The 22,021-nt window shown below is 40.6% G+C and carries 20 protein-coding genes; 11 read left to right on the top strand and 9 right to left on the bottom strand.

Going from position 1 to position 22,021, the window contains the following annotated elements:
• The first annotated feature begins 15 nt into the window (after positions 1-15).
• The 3 genes from B7E05_RS05015 (at position 16) to B7E05_RS05005 (ending at position 2,242) form a co-directional block, all read left to right on the top strand.
• Positions 16-267, top strand: a complete 252-nt coding sequence (locus tag B7E05_RS05015) for a GlsB/YeaQ/YmgE family stress response membrane protein (protein WP_080872993.1) — start codon at positions 16-18, stop codon at positions 265-267.
• A 93-nt stretch (positions 268-360) separates the two neighbouring features.
• A complete protein-coding gene (locus tag B7E05_RS22055; protein ID WP_179134422.1) occupies positions 361-723 on the top strand; it encodes a hypothetical protein in 363 nt (120 codons plus the stop codon).
• A 226-nt stretch (positions 724-949) separates the two neighbouring features.
• Positions 950-2,242: an NCS2 family permease gene (locus B7E05_RS05005; RefSeq protein WP_080872991.1), complete on the top strand. Its 1,293-nt coding sequence runs from the start codon at positions 950-952 to the stop codon at positions 2,240-2,242.
• 244 nt (positions 2,243-2,486) lie between these two features.
• Here the strand turns inward: B7E05_RS05005 and B7E05_RS05000 are convergent, their stop codons facing one another.
• The 3 genes from B7E05_RS05000 to B7E05_RS04990 form a co-directional block, all read right to left on the bottom strand.
• Positions 2,487-3,548: a peptidoglycan recognition protein family protein gene (locus B7E05_RS05000; RefSeq protein ID WP_080872990.1), complete on the bottom strand. Its 1,062-nt coding sequence runs from the start codon at positions 3,546-3,548 to the stop codon at positions 2,487-2,489.
• A gap of 243 nt (positions 3,549-3,791) precedes the next feature.
• Positions 3,792-4,532, bottom strand: coding sequence for a tyrosine-protein phosphatase (locus B7E05_RS04995; protein WP_080872988.1), 741 nt, complete (start codon positions 4,530-4,532; stop codon positions 3,792-3,794).
• Between the two features lie 29 nt (positions 4,533-4,561).
• Positions 4,562-4,969 carry a secondary thiamine-phosphate synthase enzyme YjbQ gene (locus B7E05_RS04990; RefSeq protein ID WP_080872986.1) on the bottom strand — a complete coding sequence of 136 codons (408 nt, stop codon included), beginning with the start codon at positions 4,967-4,969 and terminating at the stop codon, positions 4,562-4,564.
• 186 nt (positions 4,970-5,155) lie between these two features.
• Between B7E05_RS04990 and B7E05_RS04985 the strand changes: the two genes are divergently transcribed.
• Positions 5,156-6,481 (top strand): alpha/beta hydrolase family protein, encoded by a 1,326-nt coding sequence (locus B7E05_RS04985; protein WP_179134470.1) that lies wholly within the window; start codon positions 5,156-5,158, stop codon positions 6,479-6,481.
• A gap of 36 nt (positions 6,482-6,517) precedes the next feature.
• Positions 6,518-6,979: a DUF3887 domain-containing protein gene (locus tag B7E05_RS04980; protein ID WP_179134469.1), complete on the top strand. Its 462-nt coding sequence runs from the start codon at positions 6,518-6,520 to the stop codon at positions 6,977-6,979.
• A 258-nt stretch (positions 6,980-7,237) separates the two neighbouring features.
• On the opposite strand, the gene B7E05_RS04975 is transcribed toward B7E05_RS04980, so the two are convergent.
• Positions 7,238-8,377 carry a M20 family metallopeptidase gene (locus B7E05_RS04975; RefSeq protein ID WP_342744977.1) on the bottom strand — a complete coding sequence of 380 codons (1,140 nt, stop codon included), beginning with the start codon at positions 8,375-8,377 and terminating at the stop codon, positions 7,238-7,240.
• Between the two features lie 146 nt (positions 8,378-8,523).
• Positions 8,524-9,957: a YfcC family protein gene (locus B7E05_RS04970; protein WP_080872980.1), complete on the bottom strand. Its 1,434-nt coding sequence runs from the start codon at positions 9,955-9,957 to the stop codon at positions 8,524-8,526.
• Between the two features lie 275 nt (positions 9,958-10,232).
• Between B7E05_RS04970 and ytvI the strand changes: the two genes are divergently transcribed.
• Positions 10,233-11,318, top strand: coding sequence for a sporulation integral membrane protein YtvI (gene ytvI / locus B7E05_RS04965; protein ID WP_080872978.1), 1,086 nt, complete (start codon positions 10,233-10,235; stop codon positions 11,316-11,318).
• Positions 11,319-11,428: 110 nt separating this feature from the next.
• Here the strand turns inward: ytvI and B7E05_RS04960 are convergent, their stop codons facing one another.
• The 4 genes from B7E05_RS04960 to B7E05_RS04945 form a co-directional block, all read right to left on the bottom strand.
• A complete protein-coding gene (locus B7E05_RS04960) occupies positions 11,429-12,274 on the bottom strand; it encodes a Cof-type HAD-IIB family hydrolase (RefSeq protein WP_080872977.1) in 846 nt (281 codons plus the stop codon).
• A 123-nt stretch (positions 12,275-12,397) separates the two neighbouring features.
• Positions 12,398-13,753 carry a tripartite tricarboxylate transporter permease gene (locus B7E05_RS04955; protein WP_080872975.1) on the bottom strand — a complete coding sequence of 452 codons (1,356 nt, stop codon included), beginning with the start codon at positions 13,751-13,753 and terminating at the stop codon, positions 12,398-12,400.
• Positions 13,754-13,776: 23 nt separating this feature from the next.
• A complete protein-coding gene (locus B7E05_RS04950) occupies positions 13,777-14,220 on the bottom strand; it encodes a hypothetical protein (protein ID WP_080872974.1) in 444 nt (147 codons plus the stop codon).
• A gap of 592 nt (positions 14,221-14,812) precedes the next feature.
• Positions 14,813-16,141, bottom strand: coding sequence for a 3D domain-containing protein (locus B7E05_RS04945; protein WP_080872973.1), 1,329 nt, complete (start codon positions 16,139-16,141; stop codon positions 14,813-14,815).
• Positions 16,142-16,597: 456 nt separating this feature from the next.
• Here B7E05_RS04945 and B7E05_RS04940 point away from each other — a divergent pair, with 456 nt between their 5' ends.
• From B7E05_RS04940 to B7E05_RS04920, 5 genes are all read left to right on the top strand, one after another.
• The gene (locus tag B7E05_RS04940; protein WP_245832969.1) at positions 16,598-18,658 is read left to right on the top strand and encodes a BglG family transcription antiterminator; all 2,061 of its coding nucleotides are present in this window, start codon (positions 16,598-16,600) and stop codon (positions 18,656-18,658) included.
• A 24-nt stretch (positions 18,659-18,682) separates the two neighbouring features.
• Complete coding sequence (locus tag B7E05_RS04935) at positions 18,683-19,174, top strand: PTS sugar transporter subunit IIA (protein WP_080872970.1); 492 nt, start codon at positions 18,683-18,685, stop codon at positions 19,172-19,174.
• Complete coding sequence (locus B7E05_RS04930; RefSeq protein ID WP_080872968.1) at positions 19,171-19,449, top strand: PTS sugar transporter subunit IIB; 279 nt, start codon at positions 19,171-19,173, stop codon at positions 19,447-19,449. Before B7E05_RS04935 ends, B7E05_RS04930 begins: the two co-directional genes overlap by 4 nt.
• 62 nt (positions 19,450-19,511) lie before the next feature.
• On the top strand, positions 19,512-20,771 hold the full coding sequence (locus tag B7E05_RS04925) for a PTS galactitol transporter subunit IIC (protein ID WP_080872967.1): 1,260 nt from the start codon (positions 19,512-19,514) through the stop codon (positions 20,769-20,771).
• Between the two features lie 191 nt (positions 20,772-20,962).
• On the top strand, positions 20,963-22,006 hold the full coding sequence (locus tag B7E05_RS04920) for a zinc-binding dehydrogenase (RefSeq protein WP_080872966.1): 1,044 nt from the start codon (positions 20,963-20,965) through the stop codon (positions 22,004-22,006).
• The last annotated feature ends 15 nt before the right edge of the window (positions 22,007-22,021 follow it).

Genomic DNA, 22,021 nt, shown 5'->3' with positions numbered 1-22,021 from the left:
AAAGGATGGATTTTTATGCTAAGTTTTATATGGAGCTTAATTATTGGCGGGATTATCGGCTGGGTAGCCGGATTAATCACAAGTAAAGACCTACCTGGAGGAATCATCGGAAATATTATTGCCGGTTTTATCGGAGCCTGGCTCGGTTCTTCCATATTTGGGCAATGGGGACCTGAAATCGGCGGTTTCTTTATTATTCCAGCTCTGATTGGAGCCATTATTCTTATTCTCATTGTCAGCTTTATCATGCGTCTATTTCGTCGTTAACACTTGGACGGACATGCACAGAGAATTAGGTGAACACAATGGAAGCAGCTGCATAAGTTAGGTATATAGTTCATATAGAAAAGAGGAATGTATATGCAACCTGACCCTAACCATGCGTATTCTCATGCAGACGAATATCAAGTGATGGATTATCAACATCCGGAACAGTTTGATATGCCTGCTTCCCAATATAATGCATACCCGGCACACCAGCAATTTCACCAGCAAGCTCCAGGACAGCGGGCGTTCTTTTTTCCATTTCTTGGCGGTTTAGCCGGCGGCCTGCTAGGCGGCGCTTTTAACCCCGGCGGCGGCCCTGGATTTTATGGTCCTCCAGGGCCTCCCGGACCACCGGGACCGCCTGGGCCGATGGGATATTATGGTCCACCGGGACCTCCCGGACCTCCTGGACCACCCGGGTATTATAATGGTTACCCATATCCGCCATACTATTAAAGAAAACATGGCAAGCTACGTCTTTCAAAGGTGCAGCTTGCCATGTTTTACTTTCCGGCAAATACGGGCGCCAATAATCTATCAGGCAGTTAAAAAGAACAATAAAAATTGTTCCTCATTCCGTTACAGCAATGGTTACTTGACTTTGAAAGAAACGCTATGCTACAATGCGCAACAGTGTATATTCACTGGGTGGGTGAGGGCAAAATTAGAAGAGAGAAAATAAATGAAGCACTTAAAACAGTATTACCAACTTCATGAACAAGGGACTTCAGTGAAGCAGGAAGTTACTTCTGGGGTAACTGCATTTTTAGCAGCAGTGTATATTGTCGCTGTTAATAGTACAATTTTAGCAGATGCTGGTATTCCGCTTGAAGGTGCAATTATATCCACCGTTCTAGCTTCATTCATCGGTTGTTTTATAATGGGATTCTATGCCAACGCACCAATTATTCTCATGCCGGCAATGGGAATCAACGCGATGTTCACTTTTACATTTGTACATGGGACTGGAATGCACTGGCAAGAGGCACTTGCGATTGTCTTTATTGCAGGTTTTCTCTTTGTAGTAATTGCGTTTACAAAGCTTGCTGACCTTTTAAATAGAGCTATTCCAGAGATGATGAAGCACGCTGTTACAGCAGGGATTGGTTTCCTTCTTACTTTTATTGGTCTAGAAAAGGGAGGACTCATTGAAGCGGATCCAGAAACTTTTGTACAACTTTCCGCACTTTCAAATCCTCTCCCCTTAGCAACACTTCTTACCTTTTTAATAGCAATGGTGCTATATGTTCGTAATGTTCCTGGCCATTTTCTTTGGGCGATAATTTGTGGTGTTTTCATTGGAAAGGTTCTTGGGGTAGGAACAGAGCAAGAAATGATGAATGCGTCTCTTAGCGAGTATAGTAATGTTTTTTTCCAAATGGATTTCACCAATATCTGGACTGTTTCTTTTTGGACATCTGTATTTGCGATGACAATGGTTCTCACCTTTGAAAACATTGGTTTGATTTCTGGATATGTATCGATGTTACAGCGTCCTGATAAAACGAAACGCGTGCTTCAGGCAAGTGCCATCTCTGCAATGAGTTCTGGTGTGTTCGGCACAAGTCCGACTGTTGCGACTGCTGAAACAACTGCCGGAATATCAGCTGGAGGTAAGACAGGATTATCATCATTAACGACAGGGGTTCTATTTGGTCTAACGTTATTTGCTCTGCCCCTTATTTCTCATATTCCCGATAATGCAATTGCACCAGTGCTTTTGATTGTTGGCGGGATAATGATGCGGTCTTTGGCAAATATTTCCTTTGATTCAACTCTTAATTGGTTCCCTGCTTATCTCACTGTTGCTTTCATTCCATTGACCCATTCGATAGCTGATGGGATAGCCTTTGGTTTTGTTTCTTATCCGCTTCTCCATATTCTTGCGGGCAAGAAAAAAGAGGTTCATAAAACGATGTATGTAATTGGAAGTTTATTTCTTATTCATCTTATATTAACAGCGATAGCACTCTAGAAACGAATGATAAATTCTAAAATAGATTACTCATAAACAATCAAGCCACAAGCGAACACTTCACCCCAAGTCCAAGAGTAAAATCTATCGTTTGGGGTGTCTTTGTATGATAAAAGGAAATAAGAAAAGACGCCCCTTGCGCATTTCGGGGCGCCTAATCTTTGAGTTTCCATTCGCCAAAGAAATTTTCAATTATCCACAGCGTATGTTATATCAGCAATTCTGTCATTGTAAGGGAGTTTTTTTATTTTTCAAGGGATGCTTTTGTTTTTGGTCCATACACACCATCAACAGTTAATCCGTGCATTGATTGATACCTTTTAACAGCATTGGCAGTATTCGGACCATATACGCCATCAATTCCATTGTTTTTTGCGCCTTTATTCGGATAGTAATATTTAGATGCCAGCGCCTCTTGCACTGCTCTTACACCACTTCCGGATGGATAAGGTTTCCTTGCTCGATAAACGGCGTCAGGCAATCCAGAAAATGATTTTGAGCTACCCTTTTTAGCATTTTGCGAATTGGATTCATTTAACTTATTATACACTTGCTTCCCAGCCAACCCGTCTACATTTAAGCCATAATAGGATTGAAAACGACTTACTGCATCCTCTGTATTGTTACCATAATAACTGTCAATACCATTATTGTCAGCCCCTTTATTTGGATAAAAAGGCGGTTGATTATTGGCCAGTTTGGTTTGTAACTGTTTTACCGGAGTGCCGTATTCACCATTTCCAAGCGTCTGCCCTGTCCAATTTCCGGTTACTTTTGTCCAGGTTGTTCCTGAGCTGTTAGAGCCACCGTCTGTATTACCGGATGCATCACTAATCATGTTTTTAAATTGGTTCCATGTAACCCCGGCATTGCCATCACGCATTTTCCTAGGACAATGTTTCCCGCTCCAATGATGATGTTGAACAACATTAGATGGAGAAATCCCCTCATCATTCATGATTTTTTTTACTAATTCAGCAGCATTTTCGCACGCTTTTTTATAATTGCTGTCACTATTAACACAAATTTCAACATGAATAGAATTTAAATTTCCGTCCCCAGAACCGTCGCCCGCTGCCCATAAAGAAAAACGATGATCGAATGACTTTATAGCAATTTTATCATCTACTTGCCAGTGCCAATTCGCACTACGCGAATTTCCATTTGACTGTAAATTTGCATGTGTTTGAGCACCCACACCTTTATCAGGGTTATCCGTTTCATGAACCGTAATATAACGTTTTTTGTTATTTTGACCATGACTATTTGGAGTGCTATGAATCAATTGATTTTTAATTTTCACCATTTAAAAACCTCCTGATTAATTTATTAAAAAAGCAGCTTGCCCGATTGAGCTAGCTGCTTATAAATAAAAAAGAGCAGCTATTTAACTACCCTTTTCTTGGACTCTTTATGTTTTTATAATACACAGTCAGATATCTGCGCTTCTTCTATTACACAATTGTTTTTTCTCCATGCGCAAAGAAGAAGTTTTTTGCATTATAAAGGAGACAACGGCATAAACCATCCGTTGTCTCCCCTTATCCACTTATACTTCTTCTACAAAGTCAGCACGTAATAAATGTATCTCTTCTTCCGTCAAACCAACATCCTTTAAAAAGCCGGCTGCATTTCCGTATTCTTTATATAAATAGTCCAAAAATGACTCCATATAAGAAGGTTCACAGCCAAGCATGGTCTTAAATTGACTGCGCGACATCATTGGCGGACGTTTATGCAACTCCTCTTCGGTTATCTCTTTATATACACTGGTTAACGCATAATCTTGCACAATCACATCTCTTGGCACACCAGCCAGGTCTAATAAAAGAGCTGCAAGGACGCCAGTCCGATCTTTCCCGACACGACAATGAAAAAGAACAGGTTCTCCTCTCTTTTCCAGGAAAATATCCATAATTTCTTTGAATTTCACTTTGCTGCTCTCTAACATAAGAATATACATTTCGACCAACGTTGCAGGTTTTTTTGTGGTAAATGTAGCCGGATCAATTAATGGGATATTATAGAAATCATACCGTGCTTTATCTTTTTTCTTGTACTTCCCTTCCACGCTCAACCGTAAGTCAATCATGGTGTGAATGCCTTTTTCTGCTTGTAAAAAAGCATGCCCCTCGGGAGTCACCAGATGCAGGGAATCTGACCGGTAGTATTTGCCCCATTTTGTCTGCTTGCCATCCTTTGTGGGATAGCCTCCTAAATCCCGGAGATTCTGTGTCCCTTCCAATACAATATGTCTGTCCGGATGATATAATAATGTCTCTGCCGTCAAAATACCGTCTCCTCTTTCCTTCTTCTGTCTTAACCTTCTATTATTTTCACATATACTTTTCGTGTTCTTGGTCCATCAAATTCACAAAAATAGACACTTTGCCATGTTCCAAGAACCAGCTGCCCATTCGAAATAATTAATGTCTCACTCGCTCCTACAACCGAGGATTTCATATGCCCGTCAGAATTGCCTTCCATATGAACATAGGCTGCTTTATTTGGAAAAGTCTCATCCAGACCAAGCGATAAATCACGGCGTACATCCGGATCTGCATTTTCATTAATGGTAATCGCACCGGTTGTATGCGGACAATAGACAACCATTATCCCTTCCTGTACACCGCTCTGTTCCAATATGTCATCCAATTGTTTATCTAAAAAAACAAACTCCTGTTTATGATTTGTCTTCACTTGAAAAACTTCTGTATTTGTTGGCATAGCTTCCACCTCTTTCTTTAAAAATCCAATTGCCATCCGATTCTTACGAGTATAATTCTATCTTAACGAAATAAACAAAAACCAACAAATAATTAGACTGTTTTGAAACATAATACTTTCATCAATCGTAAATATAGGTAGCGTTTTTCTATGCTTATTCCAATAGAAAGAAAGGAGGGGATTGTTTTGAACAAAAGATACATATTCCTGGCTGGTTTCATGCTGTTCTTCCTTTCTGCCTGTACTGATCAGAAAAGCATAGCAGAAAAGAACGCAGACGAGATGCTGCAGCAATTACAAGATGAGGAATACCAGCAAGTCACGGAAGCATACTTTTCAAATGCACTTTCAGAAAAATACCCGCCTTCTGAACTGCAATTATCCTGGGAAGCAAATCGAGGAAGTACGTTGGAAGAAACCAGTCATTTAGAAACAACTGCTGACGAAGAAGAAACAGCGGTTACAGAGGAAGTTATTTTTGATGACGCAATAATGGAGGTCCATATGGTTTGGAATAACGAAGAAAAACTGGAGAGTTTAGAAATAGCACCTCCAGAACAAGAATTAGCATTGCCTGATTCTGTGGTGGAGGAAGAAATGACAATTGAAGCGGAAGAAGGGTATCCGCTAGATGCTGTATTGACCTTGCCTGCTAAGGAAGATGGCCCTTTTCCGGCTGTCGTTCTTGTCCATGGCTCCGGCCCTAATGATAGGAATGAGTCCATCTACAGCTACAAACCTTTTCAAGATATCGCTTACGGATTAGCCGAGAAAGGAATTGCCGTGCTGCGTTACGATAAACGTACTTATACGCATGGGGAGAAGATGGCAGCTGATTTAGGCGCATCCATATCGGTTCAGGAAGAGACGATTGATGATGCCGTAGAAGCAGCGGCAATACTGCAAGACGAGGCACGCATTCAGACTGATCAAGTCTATATTGGCGGACATTCATTAGGCGCCATCGTTGCGCCACGGATTAATGATGAAGCAGATACAGCCGGAATGATTCTGCTGGCCGGCTCCCCACGTCCATTATGGGAAATCATGTATGACCAGCAAATCTATGTCATTCCGGATAATCTGAGTGAAGAAGCAGCCGCTCAAAGAAAAGAACAGGCGGAAGCATTCAAAGACCTTGCAGCACGTTTACAGGATATACCTCCGATAGAAGCCATGGAATATAACTTTGGCGGTATGAGCGGATATTATTTTCATGAAATGGACCAGTATGACGTCGGCCAAATCGCACTAGATTCCAATAAACCGCTGCTGATTATGCAGGGAGAAGCAGATTTTCAGGTAACTATGGAGAAAGATTTTGCCGCATGGAAAGACATTTTTGAAAATGAATCACAAGCAACGCTGAAAACTTATCCAAATCTGAACCATAACTTTATTCTGTCACAAGGAGAAAATAAAGGGACAGTGGAGGAATACAATATTCCCGGACATGTGGATGAACAGGTTATTACAGATATCAGCACTTGGATAAAAGAACAGGCAGAGTAAATAATGGCTTAACCGATTAAAAAGGAGTGTATGATAATGAACGTAAAAGCCTTTATGATTGCAATCATCGCTATGTTCGCGATGACATTTTTAGCAGCTTGTGGAGATACAAACACCTCTTCAGAAGATGATAATGCCAATAACCAGGAAGAAACAGACAGTGACGACACGATTCCGATCACATTAGAAGAAGCCTCCGAAACTTCTGAGACATTCTTAACACATATTCGTGATGGGGATTATGACGAAGCAGAAGCGCTTTATGATGAGACGATGGCGACGGAAATGGCTTCCGGTGACTTAGAAGCTATTTGGGATGAAATGGAAACAGCATTTGGTGCCTTTACGGGATTTGATTACGTGGATGAACAACAAGCAGATGCATCCTATTCCTTTATTTACGAGGGAGCATTCGGTGACCAATCTACTATTTTGAATGTTTCTATTAACAGCAATAAGGAAGTTGCCGGCTTTTACATTCGTCCATTGGAAGAGTAACAGGTCTCTCTGTTTTTATTTCATGCGGGAATAACCTGACCAGCACGTGCCTCGTATTTGTTTAAAAAGATGCTAAACAGCTTTTCAACTGGATGTGAAAAGCAGCGTTCCGGCACGAATAGACACAAAAAGACGGGTGCTCTTCAATCAAAAGCACCCATCTTACCCTCTCTTATGAACATCTTTTCCATTTTTAAGAACAAAACATGCCCCAAGCAGCTTGCAAAGATATCTTCATGCAAACGTCAATGGAATCTGTTATTCCTTACTTAACTGCTCCAAAACATTCGTAAATAACGCCATTCGTTCCATCAGACTGTCCACTACCAGGTATTCTTCACTGGTATGCTGCTTTCCGCCAACAGGTCCCAGACCATCAACAGTCGGTACGCCCATTGCAGCTGTAAAGGATGCATCTGATCCGCCGCCAGTTGCTGTATCTTGGACATTCAGCCCGATTTTTCCAGCTTCAGCTTGGATGATATCAACGAGACGTTGTACTTCGTCCGACCATTCCATTGGCGGACGGTTGATTCCGCCAGTCAAGGTTATTTCCGTTCCGTCGACTGCATGCTTGCGGGCAATCGCTTGAATCTCTTTATCAATGGTTTCTCCTTGCGAAGCCGTGCTGATCCGTACATCAATAGAAGCTTTCGCCGATGGAGCTATGGTATTGACGGACGTACCTCCTTCGATCATCCCGACATTGACATGCAGGTTATTTTCCGGATCGGAAAGCCCCTGCAAATCAATGATTTTATGTGCCAACTCTTCAATTGCATTGATACCCCGTTCTGGATTCATCCCTGAATGCGCGGAACGTCCTTTAATATCGAGGTCATATCGTCCGCTTCCACGCCGTGAACTGACAATGGAACCATTTTCTCTTGCCGGTTCCATAACAAGAGCAGCTTTTTTCCCTTTTGTCTTTTCTTCAATCAGCGCCCTTGAAGAAACTGTTCCAACTTCTTCATCACTATTCAGTACAATTTCGACATGCTTATAAGCTGCGTTTTGCTGTTCCATTAAGGTTTTCATTGTATAAAACAACATGGCCTGACTACCCTTCATATCGATCACGCCAGGTCCATAAGCCCGTCCGTCACGGACAGTAAACGGCCGTTCTTTTGCTGTTCCTGATGGAAAGACCGTATCCATATGTGCCAAGATTAAAATATCCGGATTTGCAGCGTCTTGATGACGTAATGAGATGGAATTTCCATATGTGTCATTCTCGTGTACTTCCGAAACAAACCCGATTTGTTCGTATGCTTCCCGGAGAAATGTACCAACCCTGTCTACACCGTCTTTGTCGTTCGATCCGCTGTCCATATTCACCAATTGTTCAAGCATTTCCAACATGTCATTAAAATGTTTTTCTTCGTATACTTGCATCATTACTTCCTCCACCTTCATTTTTTTGACTCTACTTGTCACTCTATCCGTTTTATAAAAGCTTCAAACGAAAACTTATGATTCTTATTTAAAAAAGAGGGCTGCCTATTCAAAGAATAAACAGCACAACCGTTCCATCAGCCAAATGCTTAAAATGGACCGTAGTTAATCATAACCGCGATTCCCATAAATATAGCACCTACTGCTATCCATAATAACACTAACGGGTAAACGAACCGTACCCATTTTGTCCATGGCACTTTCCCAACAGCGAGCACCGCCATCAATACCCCTGAAGTAGGCGTGATAACATTTGTAATACCATCGCCAAGCTTCAATGCCAGTACACCCGTCTGCCGGGTAATATCAAGCATATCCACCAGTGGAACCATTAAAGGCATGACAATCGAAGCCTGTCCGCTACCAGATGTCACGAGTAAATTAAACAATAAATTAAATACGTAAAGTGCTTGAGCGCCTAAAATAACAGGTAAGGACTCCAGTGGAATCAGCGCACCGTGAACAATCGTGTCCAGTATTCTGCCGTCTTCCATGACAACAATAACTGCCCTGGCGATTCCGACTACGAGAGCTCCATATGTAATACTTCTCGCACCATTCATAAACTTTCTCATAAATTCATTTGGTGTTATCTTATCAACAATAGCTACCGTAATTCCCATCATAATAAAGATAGCAGATAATTCATCAATGGACCATTCGAGATTCAATGCGCCGTATAGGAATATACCGATAAAAATAAAGAAGATCAGAATAATAACCATATGTTTTTTTGTAAATGCATCACTTCTGTTTTCCTCTTCTACCTCTGCACCCGGATTATCCATAAAAGGGTTCGCTTTCATTAAACTCCGGCTTGGATCCTTGCTGATTTTATTCACATACCTGCAGATATAGATAATGGTCACAATCAGCAAAGCAATGAACACAGCCAACCGCAGCAACAATCCCGAAAACAGAGGTAATTCTGAAATCGATTGAGCAACTCCTAAAATAGTAGGTTCTAAAACCCCCGCCGTATTGCCGACAAAATAACCAAGATATATGATAGCAACTCCGGCGATTGCATCCAATTTCATAGCCCGCGCCAGTCCGATACCGATAGGAATAAAAGCAATAACTGCATTCGAAGCAACACCTACCGTACATATAATACCAAAAATGGTACTGACTACGGCAATAAGCAGCGTTTTATTACCATTTGCCTTTCGTATCAGAGAGTTAATTCCGGCATCAATGGCACCTGTCGATTCTAGGACAGCTACCGTTCCGCCTATCATAAATATTAAAAATATGATATTGCCGGATTCAATCATTCCTTTCTGGACAGCCAGAAACAAATCCATCAACGATGTGGGAGAAGATTCTACAAAGCTGAAACTATTGGGAATAGCTTGCGTAATACCATCAACTTCTTCCCTCTCATACATCCCTGCTGGAATGATATAAGTCGCAATTGCAGCGAGCACCGATATCCCAAATATGATGATAAAGGCATCCGGTACCGCCCAATATCTTTTCTTATAACCTTTATCATTATTTTCACTTGTTTGTTTCTTCATAATAGCCTCCTTTTTTCGACAAAAAATCGTATAATTAATAACAGAATATTACTTATTTAAGAAACTGTCAATCTGCTGATTGATAATGTTTGTCTTACAATCAATTACACTGTGAAAAATTTGTACTATGGCATACGAATACTTCATGCGGGGAGTTTATTGTCACTTACTGAAAATCAAATTTCCATATCAATCAATCAGTTTACATTTCGTTGAGCGAACGATAAAATAATATTATTGCGATTCATGGACTTAACCCGGCGGGAGGAAAACTTTTGTTAAATCAATCACTCATCAAAAAAATAACGATTGGCTTATTGCTTATAGCAATAGGTGTGTTTTTATACTTTTACTTTTCCGTATTTGTGCCTGTTTTACTGGCCTTATTAACAGCAATCATATTTGAACCGCTGGTGAATGTATTAAAAAAATCATTCAAGACAGAGAAACGAATCTGGCCAGTTACGGTTGTTTTTACATCATTTGTCGTCATCGCGTGCGGATTAGTTTATGTTATGCTGACAAGTGCGATTAGCCGTATCGTCGAATGGAGCCAAAATGTTCCCAGATACGGAAGTGAAATTCAAACGATTATCGACGAGGTAATTTACCGCTTCAATGACTTAATTGCGGATTCACCGCAGCGCGATTCCATTATCAGTGAGTTGAATCGCCAATCCGATCGGCTGTTAAATACAGGGTATGACTTGGTAGAGGACTTCATCGGTATGTTGGGATCATGGGTGCAATCGATTCCTAACCTGCTCTTTGTTTCGCTTGTTTATTTGATTACCTTCTTTTTATTCAGTCTGGATTTACCCAAACTGTTTCAAGCATTTTACGCTCTTTTCCCTGAAAAAACAGCTACAAAGCTAAAAACATTCTTCCAGCGTTTAAAATCGGTTTTCTGGGGATATTGGAAAGCGCAATTTCTGCTTAGTGTGATGATTTTTATACTGACCTATCTGAGTTTATTATACATTTCACCACGTTTTGCGCTCTTTATGACCTTTATTATCTGGCTGGTGGATATTATTCCGCTTTATGTTGGTCCGGCATTAATCCTTGTGCCATGGGGCGGTGTGATGATGCTTATCGGCGATGTTCCAACAGGCCTGCAACTGATGATATTAGCCTTATTCTTACTCATTATCCGGCGAATCACAGAACCAAAGGTACTCGGCGATCAAATGGGACTCGCCGCGCTGCCGACCGTTTTATCCATGTATTTCGGTTTTGTTTTCTTCGGCGTACTCGGCCTTATATTTGGCCCGTTCGTTGTCAGTGCATTCCAGGCAGCCCATGAAGTCGGTTTATTTCAATTCGTGAAGAAAAAATCCGTTGAAAAAGTAGAAGAATAAAAACTTGCAAATAAATAAAATCCGAATCCAGTCCACACCTTCTGATTTAAAAGTGTGGAACGGGTTCGGATTTTGTTATACAAAGGATGATTGCATTTTCCTACGCTTCTCTACTCAATTATTTCACGCAAAGCGTAACTAACTCCATTTTCATCGTTACTGTGAGTAATATCGTCTGCATATTCCTTGACTTCCGGTTCTGCATTTTGCATGGCAATAGAAGTCCCCGCATATGCAAACATGGAAATATCATTCAGATTATCTCCAATGCAAGCCGTATCCGCTTGAGCAATTTGATAATAGTTTGCCAGTTCTTTCAATGCATTTCCTTTGCTTGCGTCCGGATGCGCAACTTCTAATTTTTGGTATCCTGACGTAGTGATGGAGATATCCGATCTGTCTTCCCAGCCTTTTGTAAGCTTCTCTAACGCATCCCGCCGAAAGGACATAATAAACACTTTATACGGCTCCAGCTCTGTAACCCCCGCTTCTAAGTAATCATCTACTTCTACCATGCCATACTGTTTATTTTGTATGTAGATAATATGTTCAGCTTTTTCCTTTTCTTCTGGTGTATCAAAAAGAGCTTCCTTCTCCGTTTCTAAAATTTGCTTTTTATCTTTTTGAATATATATGCCTTTATTGGTATAGATTTCAAAATACAATCCGCTTTGAGATACTGTATCCATGATTTCTGTTAACTTGTCCGGAACCAGTATCTGACTGCGAATAACCTCTCCATTTACACTGGTCAATGACCCGTTCGCACAAATCAGCGGAACCTCTATATTGGATAATGTCGCAATTTCCTGCATATCATGTAATGATCTCCCGGAGCAAAAAGCAACAATATCACCGTTCGCTTGTCTCATGCGAATAGCTTCCTGGTTCGATTCACTGATTTTTCCATCTTCCCCTAATAACGTACCATCTAAATCAATTGCGATTAATTTCATGCGTTCCACACCCTTTCCGTTGATATCGTATCATATTTGCAGGGATGTTTCGTGTTTGATAGATTGTTCCTGTTATATAAATATAGCGGAGCACGTTTCCACTGCCCCGCTATATATGAGATGCTACATTCCCAATAACGTCGTGACAATCCAGCCGGAACCGTAGAATATCATAAATTGAACACCGATCCCCACACCAAGGAAACGATTCAATAAACCGCCGACCATTGCCATCGCAAAAGTGACAGTAACACTGACCAGTCCCCCCTCATAAAATGCAAGCAGGGTAACCACCCCGATAAACATCGCAATAATAGCTTCCTGATTAATATGCTTTAACACAAGCACAGTCGCTTTTCTCGCAAAATTCATGGAGAATGGATATGCGATAACAGCAGCAACAATAATGCCAATCAACCCGTAGATAAGAAAATCGATCGGTTCCATTAACGTATGTAGATTATGAACTGGATCAGCTGTAAATACCGGCGGTGCGTTAAATAAAGCTTGCGCAGGCCCGATTGCTACGGGACTGAGCGGAATACCAAAAGCAACAAGCGGAATAATGGTTTCTGCAATATAGGTAGATTCGGTTACCCCATTCATAGTAGACAAGCTGGTTGTTGATTTTTTATATTGTCCTTTGACACGCGAACCGACTATTTCTCCCATTAATGCGGTCATCCCGACCGGACTTAACGCAAAGGTCAAGGAAGCTAAAAACGATGTCCCGCCGACCGATGCGGTTTGTTTTTTCGTTAGTACTTTGAATGGATTCGGAAAGTAGCCCGTCCATGATTTCTTTTCCGGAGCTAATTTATATTCATTCGGCTGCTGACGTTGAATCAGTGCACGCCCGCTTGCAGACGAGGCTAATAACATATCGGTAAACATCGGCCCAATGGCAATCCCCAAGAAGAAACTGATTGATAAACCAGTCCCTAAAATATTCGTACTGACCAAGTTTAATCCTTGGATGACAAGGGCAAGCGGAATAATTAAAATAATACTCGCCCAGCGCCCTTTGGAAAAATATCCAATCAGCACAGCTGCCAACGTAAATATAAGTCCGGAGTTCTCCTGGAAAAAATCCCCGAATTGGCTTAGGAACACCGCAAATGCCAAAGAAACAGGGAGCGCAATAAAGGCACCAATAACCCCTCCGGAAATCATTTTCCGCAGGGCAATATGCGGTAACCCGATTCGCCGCATAAAGTTCGCATGATCCAACATCGGTGTCGCTGTCGTATCTCCCGGAACCCCCATTAACGTCGTAGGAATCGCATGCGTGAGATGCTTCGAAAGCACAGCAGACATGAAAAAAGCAAAAACAGCCTCTGGAGGTGCTCCCAATAACACGACAATTAATGTTGCAGGGACAATCACAGCCGTTTCATCCGAACCGGAAATTAATCCAATGGCTGTAAATATAAGCCCCGCAATAACCGCTAATACGATTGATATCAATAACACATCCATCTTCGTTCATTCTCCTCTTTCAACTATTTCTTCTCTTTTTGTGGAAGGTCTTTTTCTTCATCAGGAATAAACATGTCATAAAAACCCTGTTCCTTCATCTCTTCTGTGATAACTGGATCATTTAAAATAGACGCACGTTCTTCTTCCATATCCAGCTGCAGGTTCTCATATATTTCCGATAGCTCTGTATTGGTAGATGCCGTTTCATTTAATGTTCGCTTTGGCTTAAATAAAAACGTGTTCACAAGCAGACCCGTTACACTGCCGGCGATACCTAACAATAAGGAGTAAGACAGAATCATTTCTTCCGGAGCAATCCGCGGAAAAATAAGTTCTCTGCCAGTAAAAAAGCCAATAAAGCTGAGAACCACACTGATGGAAATCGTCATGATTAAATCCTTTCCGACAACCGTATCACCAATAATTTCAACATATGATTCTGAGTCCTCTTGTTCTTGTTTCGTCATCTTTATCATCACCTCTCTATTTAAGAATATCTTTAAAAGTTTGAGTTCAAAAAGCTTCCATTTCTATCATGGTCTGCATTATATTTTATAAACTTGATAATATTGGTAATTATCATCCCACTCAGTGGATGAAACAATGCGATTATACTACATACAAGCTAATTATACTAGAATCTATTAGCAGATACTAATTATAGAATATCCTATTAACAAGATAGTCAATCCGCCTTTTTTTTGCTGAAATAAAGTGAAACTTCCTTCAAGGGGAGGTTCAACACACATGGATGTGTAGTGCAGATATTGCGACAACGAGGTTCGATGGGGCGAGTAAGCGCAGTCCCTGTCCCAGCCAATTATACTGCGATAAATCAATGATACACAAAGTTTTAATCGTAATAATTACAGCTCCTGTCGTAATAATCTTTTCTTTGTTTGTATCAATGATCATATATAAGAGAAATGAATGGGCCAGATTCTTTTTAGAAGTGTATACTACTACCTGCTGTTACTTTAGTAGCAGCGTCACGGCATAAAAAAGGAAAGCACCTTATTGCAAAGTACTTTCCCTCAAATTTGTTCTATTAAGTTTCTACTATTCTACGACAGTCACATTAACTTCACGTACGCCCCAGTTAAGAGCCTCTTCATCTGTCGGAACATGAACATCGATTCTATTACCGTTAATTGCGCCGCCAATATCGCCGGCTACTGCATTACCATAGCCTTCAACATACACTTCTGTACCTAACGGAATCACATTTGGATCAACAGCAATGACCTTTTCATTCGGGTTTGCGTTTAAGTCAATTCCAGTTGATGTAACACCAGAACATCCTTCACAGTTAGCTGTATACGCGGTAGAAGTTACAGAGATTGTTTCACCGCTAGCTTGTTCTTGTGTGTTGGTTTCCGTTACAGGTTCCTCATTTTCTGTGGAGTTTACAGTAGCTGCTTCAGCTCCTGCTTCCGCTTGTGCTGCTTCTTCAGCTTCTGCTTCCGCTTGTGCTGCTTCTTCAGCTTCTGCTTCCGCTTGTGCTGCTTCTTCAGCTTCTGCCTCTGCTTGCGCTGCTTCTTCTGCTTCCGCTTGCGCTGCTAATTCAGCTTCTTCTGCTTCTTTAGCTTCTTCTGCCTCTTTAGCTTCTTCTGCTTCTTTAGCTTCTTCTGCCTCTTTAGCTTCTTCTGCCTCTTTAGCTTCTTCTGCCTCTTTAGCTTCTTCTGCTTCTTTAGCTTCTTCTGCTTCTTTAGCTTCTTCCTCCGCTTCTGCTTCTTCAGCTTCTTCTGCCTCTTTAGCTTCTTCCTCCGCTTTTGCTGCTTCAGCCTCTTCTGCCTCTCTAGCTTCTTCCTCCGCTTTTGCTGCTTCAGCCTCTTCTGCCTCTCTAGCTTCTTCCTCCGCTTTTGCTGCTTCAGCCTCTTCTGCCTCTTTAGCTTCAGCCTCTGCTTGTGCTGCTTCTTCAGCTTCCGCTTCCGCTGCTTCTATATCTTCACTTGCCTGATTATTTTCATTCAATTCATCTTCATTAGCTGATTTATTATCAGGTACTTGTGCAACCGGTGCATCTGTTTTTTCCACATTTGATTTCTTAATCGTTAACATTTGACCAATAAAAATAAGATCTGATTCAAGATTATTCCATTCTTTCAAATCAGTAACCGTTACACCTAATTTATGTCCGATACTAGATAATGTATCGCCCTTTTGTATCTTGTATTGTTCGTCAATAATTAATACTTGATTTGGAAGAATGAGAGATGACTTTAAATTATTTAAATCAAATAATTTGTCAACACTTGTACTATATTCTTTTGCTATATTCCACAAGTTATCACCATTTTGAACCTGATATCCCGCTGCTGAAACATTTGATAAACAAGAGCCACCTAGAATGACACCCGTAGCAACCGTAGCTACTATTTTTTTCATTATGTAGTCCCCCTTAAATATTCGCCAAATTCAATAATAGCACATTTTCCCAACTACTAAGTTACAAAAATGTTAATAGTTTATTACAAACGGCATCCGTACAAGTAATAAACCTTGCCATTTTATTGCGTAATACGTTTACTTCGCTTCTATTTCTCTCATTGCCATTTGATAATCATTCTCCAGCTGCTTCACACAAATGCTCCCCATCTTTTTCCAGACACCCGTCATTTTACAGGATTTCTACGGATTGCTCTCCATGATAATTTCCTTTTCTTGTTAAATTAAAAATCGGCCCATTGTGTTCCATTACTTCTATCATGTCAAAATATTACGTAAAATAGGACAAGATGGATTATCACAATATGATACAAAGATACTTCTTTATTTTGTGATGTAAGCGCATTCATTTATTGTTTAGCAATTGATATGATTCTAATCAAAGGAGGCGACATTGTGTTAGGAGAAAGAGAAGAGATTATTTTTAATGCATTAATCAATGACACAAGTATTACAAGCTCAGAGCTTGCAGATAAATATAATCTTTCTCGCCGACAATTAGGCTACACCTTTCAAAAAATAAATACATGGTTACAAGATAGCCATTTGCCAGAAATCGAACGAACCAAAAAAGGGCAATTTATCATTGATCAATCTATTTTAACTGCGACGGTGAAGCAAAGCATCACTGCAGATTCCAAATTCCAAGATGGAGTGATGTCAGAACAGCATCGGGGAAGATTTCTGATTATGGCCATATTAGGCGGAAAAGATGCTATCTCGTTAAGCGGTTTAACCAGACAGTTAGATGTCAGCAAGAATACCATTTTAAATGATATGAAGCATGCTCAGAAGCTGTTAGATGCTTATCAATTGAAAATAAAGTACACAAGAAAAGATGGGTATCAGATTATAGGTAACGAATTTCAAGCGCGCAAGATGATGATAGGACTCGCAAATGAATTGATTCTGCATGATGACAATAAAAGAAAGCTGCAGGAAATCCTGATGCTGGAGGATGAACTGGTTGATCAGTTCGAGCGCCGGTTAGAACGGGTTGAACAAAAGCTGACCATTCAATTTACAGATGAAATTATGATGACACTTCCGGCTGTCTTTGTCTTGATTCTGCGGAGAATTCAAAAAGGATATTCGATTCAGCCTTTGTTTATCCGTTATGATGAGCTCTCTAATACAAAGGAATATCAAGCAACAGAAGAAATTCTATACGACAAAAAACTTCCAACGCCGGAACGCATTTTTATTACATTGAACCTGTTAACAGGAAGTGTCCACCGGAATTCATGGATGACCGAGGATTATATTCCTGACCTGGTACCAGCCATCGATAAAATGGTCCGGCTCTTTGAAAAGAATGCCTGTATTAATTTCCATGACCGTAAACAGTTAATCGATAAGCTGCTGCAGCATGTAACACCAGCGTATTACCGGATTAAATATCAGCTGACCGATTCAATTCTTTTTGAAGATAACGATAATGAAGAATTCGAACAGATTCGCCATCTGGTTCATTTAGCAATTACGCCGCTTGAGGAAGTGATAGAAAGCAAGATTCCTGAAAATGAAATCACGTATATTGTGATGTTAATCAGCGGCTGGATGCATAAACAGGGAGAAAGCATGGCTCAAAAAATAAAAGCCCTGGTGGTATGTCCGCGGGGAATTTCCATTTCCCGTTTAATGTTCCAGCAGCTTCGAGAGCTCTTTCCTGAATTCGTATTTTTGGATTGGTTATCTGTCAGGGAGTTTTTACATTACGAACTCGAATACGATATTGTCTTCTCGCCCGTTTCATTAGAAACAGATAAAAAATTGTTTATCTGCAAACCAATTCTGCGTACGGAAGATAAACAGCGGATTCGTAAACAAGTGATGCTGGAGGTATACGATTATATCCCAAATGAAATCAATGTGGATGATTTAATGTTAAAGATTCAGCAGTATGCGGCCGTTTCCGATGAAAAAAGTCTGCGGAAGGAACTCTATGCTTTTATCCACAGAGATAAAAATGCTTCTATTACAAAACAAGCCGCCACAGCAGGAGAAAAAGAGTTATATGATTTTCTGACAGTGAATCATATGACACTGAGAGAATCTGTCTCCTCCTTTGATGAGGCCATTCGGCTGTGCGGAGCTCCATTGCTTAAAAATGAGTATATTACGCCTCATTATATAGAAGCAGCTATCCAGCATTCCAAAGAAGATTCCTATATTGCCATTGGCGAACATGTCGCTATTCCACATGCTACACCTGAGGAAGGTGTCAAACAAGTTGGAATGAGTCTATTAAAAATTCGTAACGGCGTAGCTTACGGAGAAGAAAACCATCAGATTCACTTGATGATTATGATTGCTGCAGTGGACAAAAAACAGCATATTCACGCACTGATGCAGCTAATGAAAATAGCTTCTTCGTCCAGTCTGTTACCTAAACTGATTCAGGCCAGCTCGAAAGAATATATTTATAAGTTAATCCAAGATTATATCATTGATTAATAGTGAAGGCAGGAGTGTTATGTCATGAGTAAATTACGCTTTAATGAAAAGGTTATTTTAATGCATTTAGAAGCTGATGATTATACAGAAGTACTTCAGCAAATGGGAGAAAATTTAGTAAAACAGCATTATGTCAAAGACAGCTTTATTCCGGCAATTATCGAAAGAGAGAAAGAATTTGCAACCGGATTACCAACACCAGGCGTATCTGTAGCTATTCCGCATACAGATGCGATTCATGTAAATCAAAGAACCATCAGTGTAGCTACATTAAAAAATCCGGTAGATTTTGTCATTATGGGAGAAGAAAAAGAAACCACTCCTGTGCAAATTGTATTTATGCTGGCAATGGATGAACCTCATTCCCAATTGAAGCTTCTGCAGGATTTAATGAAGATTTTTCAAGAAGCGTCTTTTCTCAATCAATTACTCCAGACCGAAGACACGTTGGAAATCCAGAAACGCGTAGCTGACAAACTTAATCTGAGTACCTTTAAAGGAGGTGAGAAGTTATGAAGCAAGTACTTGTAGCTTGTGGAGCAGGTATTGCAACATCCACTGTAGTGAACAATGCAATTGAAGAACTAGCGAAAGAAAATGGGATAAAAATAGATGTAAAACAAATTAGAATTGCAGAAGTAAGTACTTACGAGGATACAGCAGATCTATTGGTGACTACTGCAATGACAAAAAAGAACTATCCCTTCCCGGTTATCAATGCACGTACATTTCTAACAGGGATCGGTGTAGAAGATACAAAGAAACAGATTTTAGAAGAATTACTAAAATAATATTTGGCTGCTTTATTCCCCAAGGGGTAAAGCAGCATCCTAACCCATAGGAGGGAATTCTTATGCAAGGATTTGTTGACTTTATACAAGCATTTCTGGACTTAGGAGCTACCGTCATCTTACCTGTTGTCATTTTTTTACTCGGACTTTTATTTGGTCAAAAGCCCGGAAAAGCTTTCCGTTCAGGTCTGATAATCGGTGTTGCATTTGTAGGTATTTTCCTTGTTATTGATTTATTAACGTTAAACCTTGGTCCAGCAGCTCAAGGAATGGTAGACAGACTTGGCGTCAGCTTGAATACCATTGACATTGGCTGGCCAGCTACCTCATCCGTTGCGTGGGCGTCAACAATTGCTGCCTTTATTATTCCGTTAGGATTAATTGTAAACGTTGTCATGTTGGTAACAAAAACAACCAAAACGATGAACGTAGATATTTGGAACTTTTGGCACTACACTTTCACAGGGGCTATTGTCTATACCGTATCCGGAAGCATTGTGCAGGGTCTGATTGCAGCAACATTATTTCAGATTGTCTGTTTAAAAATAGCAGACTGGACCCAACCGATGGTACGTGATTTTTATGAAATGCCTGGTGTCTCCGTTGCAACAGGAAGTACGATTTCTTATGCACCATTTATTTTTGTTGTCAAAGGAATTCAAAAAATTCCTGGTCTAAATAAACTCCATGCTGATCCAGACTCCATCCAAAAACGTTTTGGGGTATTTGGAGATTCCATGGTTATCGGCTTAATCCTTGGTGCTGCCATTGGTGCTCTAGCCGGCTACGGTGTTGGTGACATTATCAACATCGGTATTTCAATGGCTGCCGTTATGGTGCTGATGCCAAGAATGGTAAAAATCCTGATGGAAGGATTAATGCCAGTATCTGAATCTGCACGTACCTGGCTCAATAAACACTTTGGTGATCGCGAAATTAATATTGGCCTGGACGCTGCCGTTCTTTTAGGACACCCATCGGTGATTGCAACAGCGTTAATTTTAACACCAATTACCGTTTTTATCGCCGTTATTTTACCGGGAAATGCGGTACTTCCTTTTGGAGACTTGGCGACGATTCCATTTGTTATCGCTTTTGTGGTTGGAGCTTCGAAAGGAAATATTATTCACTCTGTTATTGTCGGGTCAATTATGATAGCTGTTTCGCTCTATGTAGCAACAGACATTGCCCCATTATTCACGGACATGGCAATGAATGCAGACATTAATCTTCCTGAAGGCTCCGCACAGGTATCGAGTATTGATCAAGGCGGTAATATCGTGAACTGGGTGATTTGGAGATTCTTTGACCTGTTTAATTAATATACGAACAATTGCTGGGAACCAATCGTTACTTTTAATAGAAAATTAGCAGAAAATAATGATGTTGCGAAATAGGATCTAGGAATCTCCCTTCTTTATTAACACAAGCATCCTTCATCATTTTTTCTGCTAGTCCATTCAAACTGTTTATATAGCTTGAACTGGAAATTGATAAAAAAGGAGAATGAACGATGAAAGCCCTTGTAAAAACTGCTTTGGGACATGGCCATTTACACGTCCAAGATGTCGAGGAACCCGTTGTATCCAGTTATCAAGTAAAAATTAAAGTAGCTTACGCAGGGATTTGCGGCTCCGATATCCATACCTATGAAGGGCATTATAAAGTCGCAGCTCCCGTTACATTAGGACATGAATTTTCCGGTGAAATCGTAGAAACTGGAGAAGGTGTTACTCATTTTAAAGCAGGTGATCGTGTTACATCAGAAACTACCTTCTATATTTGCGGTGAATGTCGCTATTGCCAATCCGGAGACTATAATTTATGTAATCGCCGTAAAGGGTTGGGAAGTCAAATAAATGGCGGATTTGCTAAATATCTGATAGCACACGAGGAAAGCCTGCACCATTTACCACGTGAGTTGGATGACCGGTCTGCTGCCATGACAGAGCCCTTGGCATGTACGTATCATGCCATTCAAAAAACAGGAATCCGCGAGGGAGATTTGGTTGTTGTTCTTGGTCCGGGTCCCATCGGTTTACTTGCTGCCCAAGTAGCAAAGAGCCAAGATGCGACGGTTTTAATTGCCGGTCTGACAAATGATCAGGTTCGGCTGGATAAAGCACAGGAAGTTGGCATCGATTATGTCATTAATCTTCAAAAAGAAAATTTAAAAGACAAAGTAAATGCGCTGACAGATGGTTATGGTACAGATGTTCTTTTAGAGTGCTCCGGTTCTATTCACGCTGCCAATCAAGGTCTGGATTTATTAAGGAAAAAGGGACACTATGCGCAAATCGGTATTTTCTCGGAAGCTCAGGTTCCCTTCGATATGGAAAAAGTAATTCAGAAAGAAATTCAAGTCGTTGGAAGCAGAAGTCAAAAATCTGCAGACTGGGGGCCTTCCATCCAATTAATGAAAGAAGGAAAAGTAAACGCAAAAAGTCTGGTAACCCATGAATATTCTATCAATCAATGGGATACAGCTTATCAGGCAATTAAAAACGGAGAAGCCATTAAAGTTCTGCTGACCCCTATGGATGATGAAAGTGTGTGAAATACAAACCGAAAT

This window comes from Oceanobacillus timonensis, assembly GCF_900166635.1.
Classification (GTDB): domain Bacteria; phylum Bacillota; class Bacilli; order Bacillales; family Amphibacillaceae; genus Oceanobacillus; species Oceanobacillus timonensis.
This window is presented reverse-complemented; position numbering and strand designations above follow the sequence as displayed.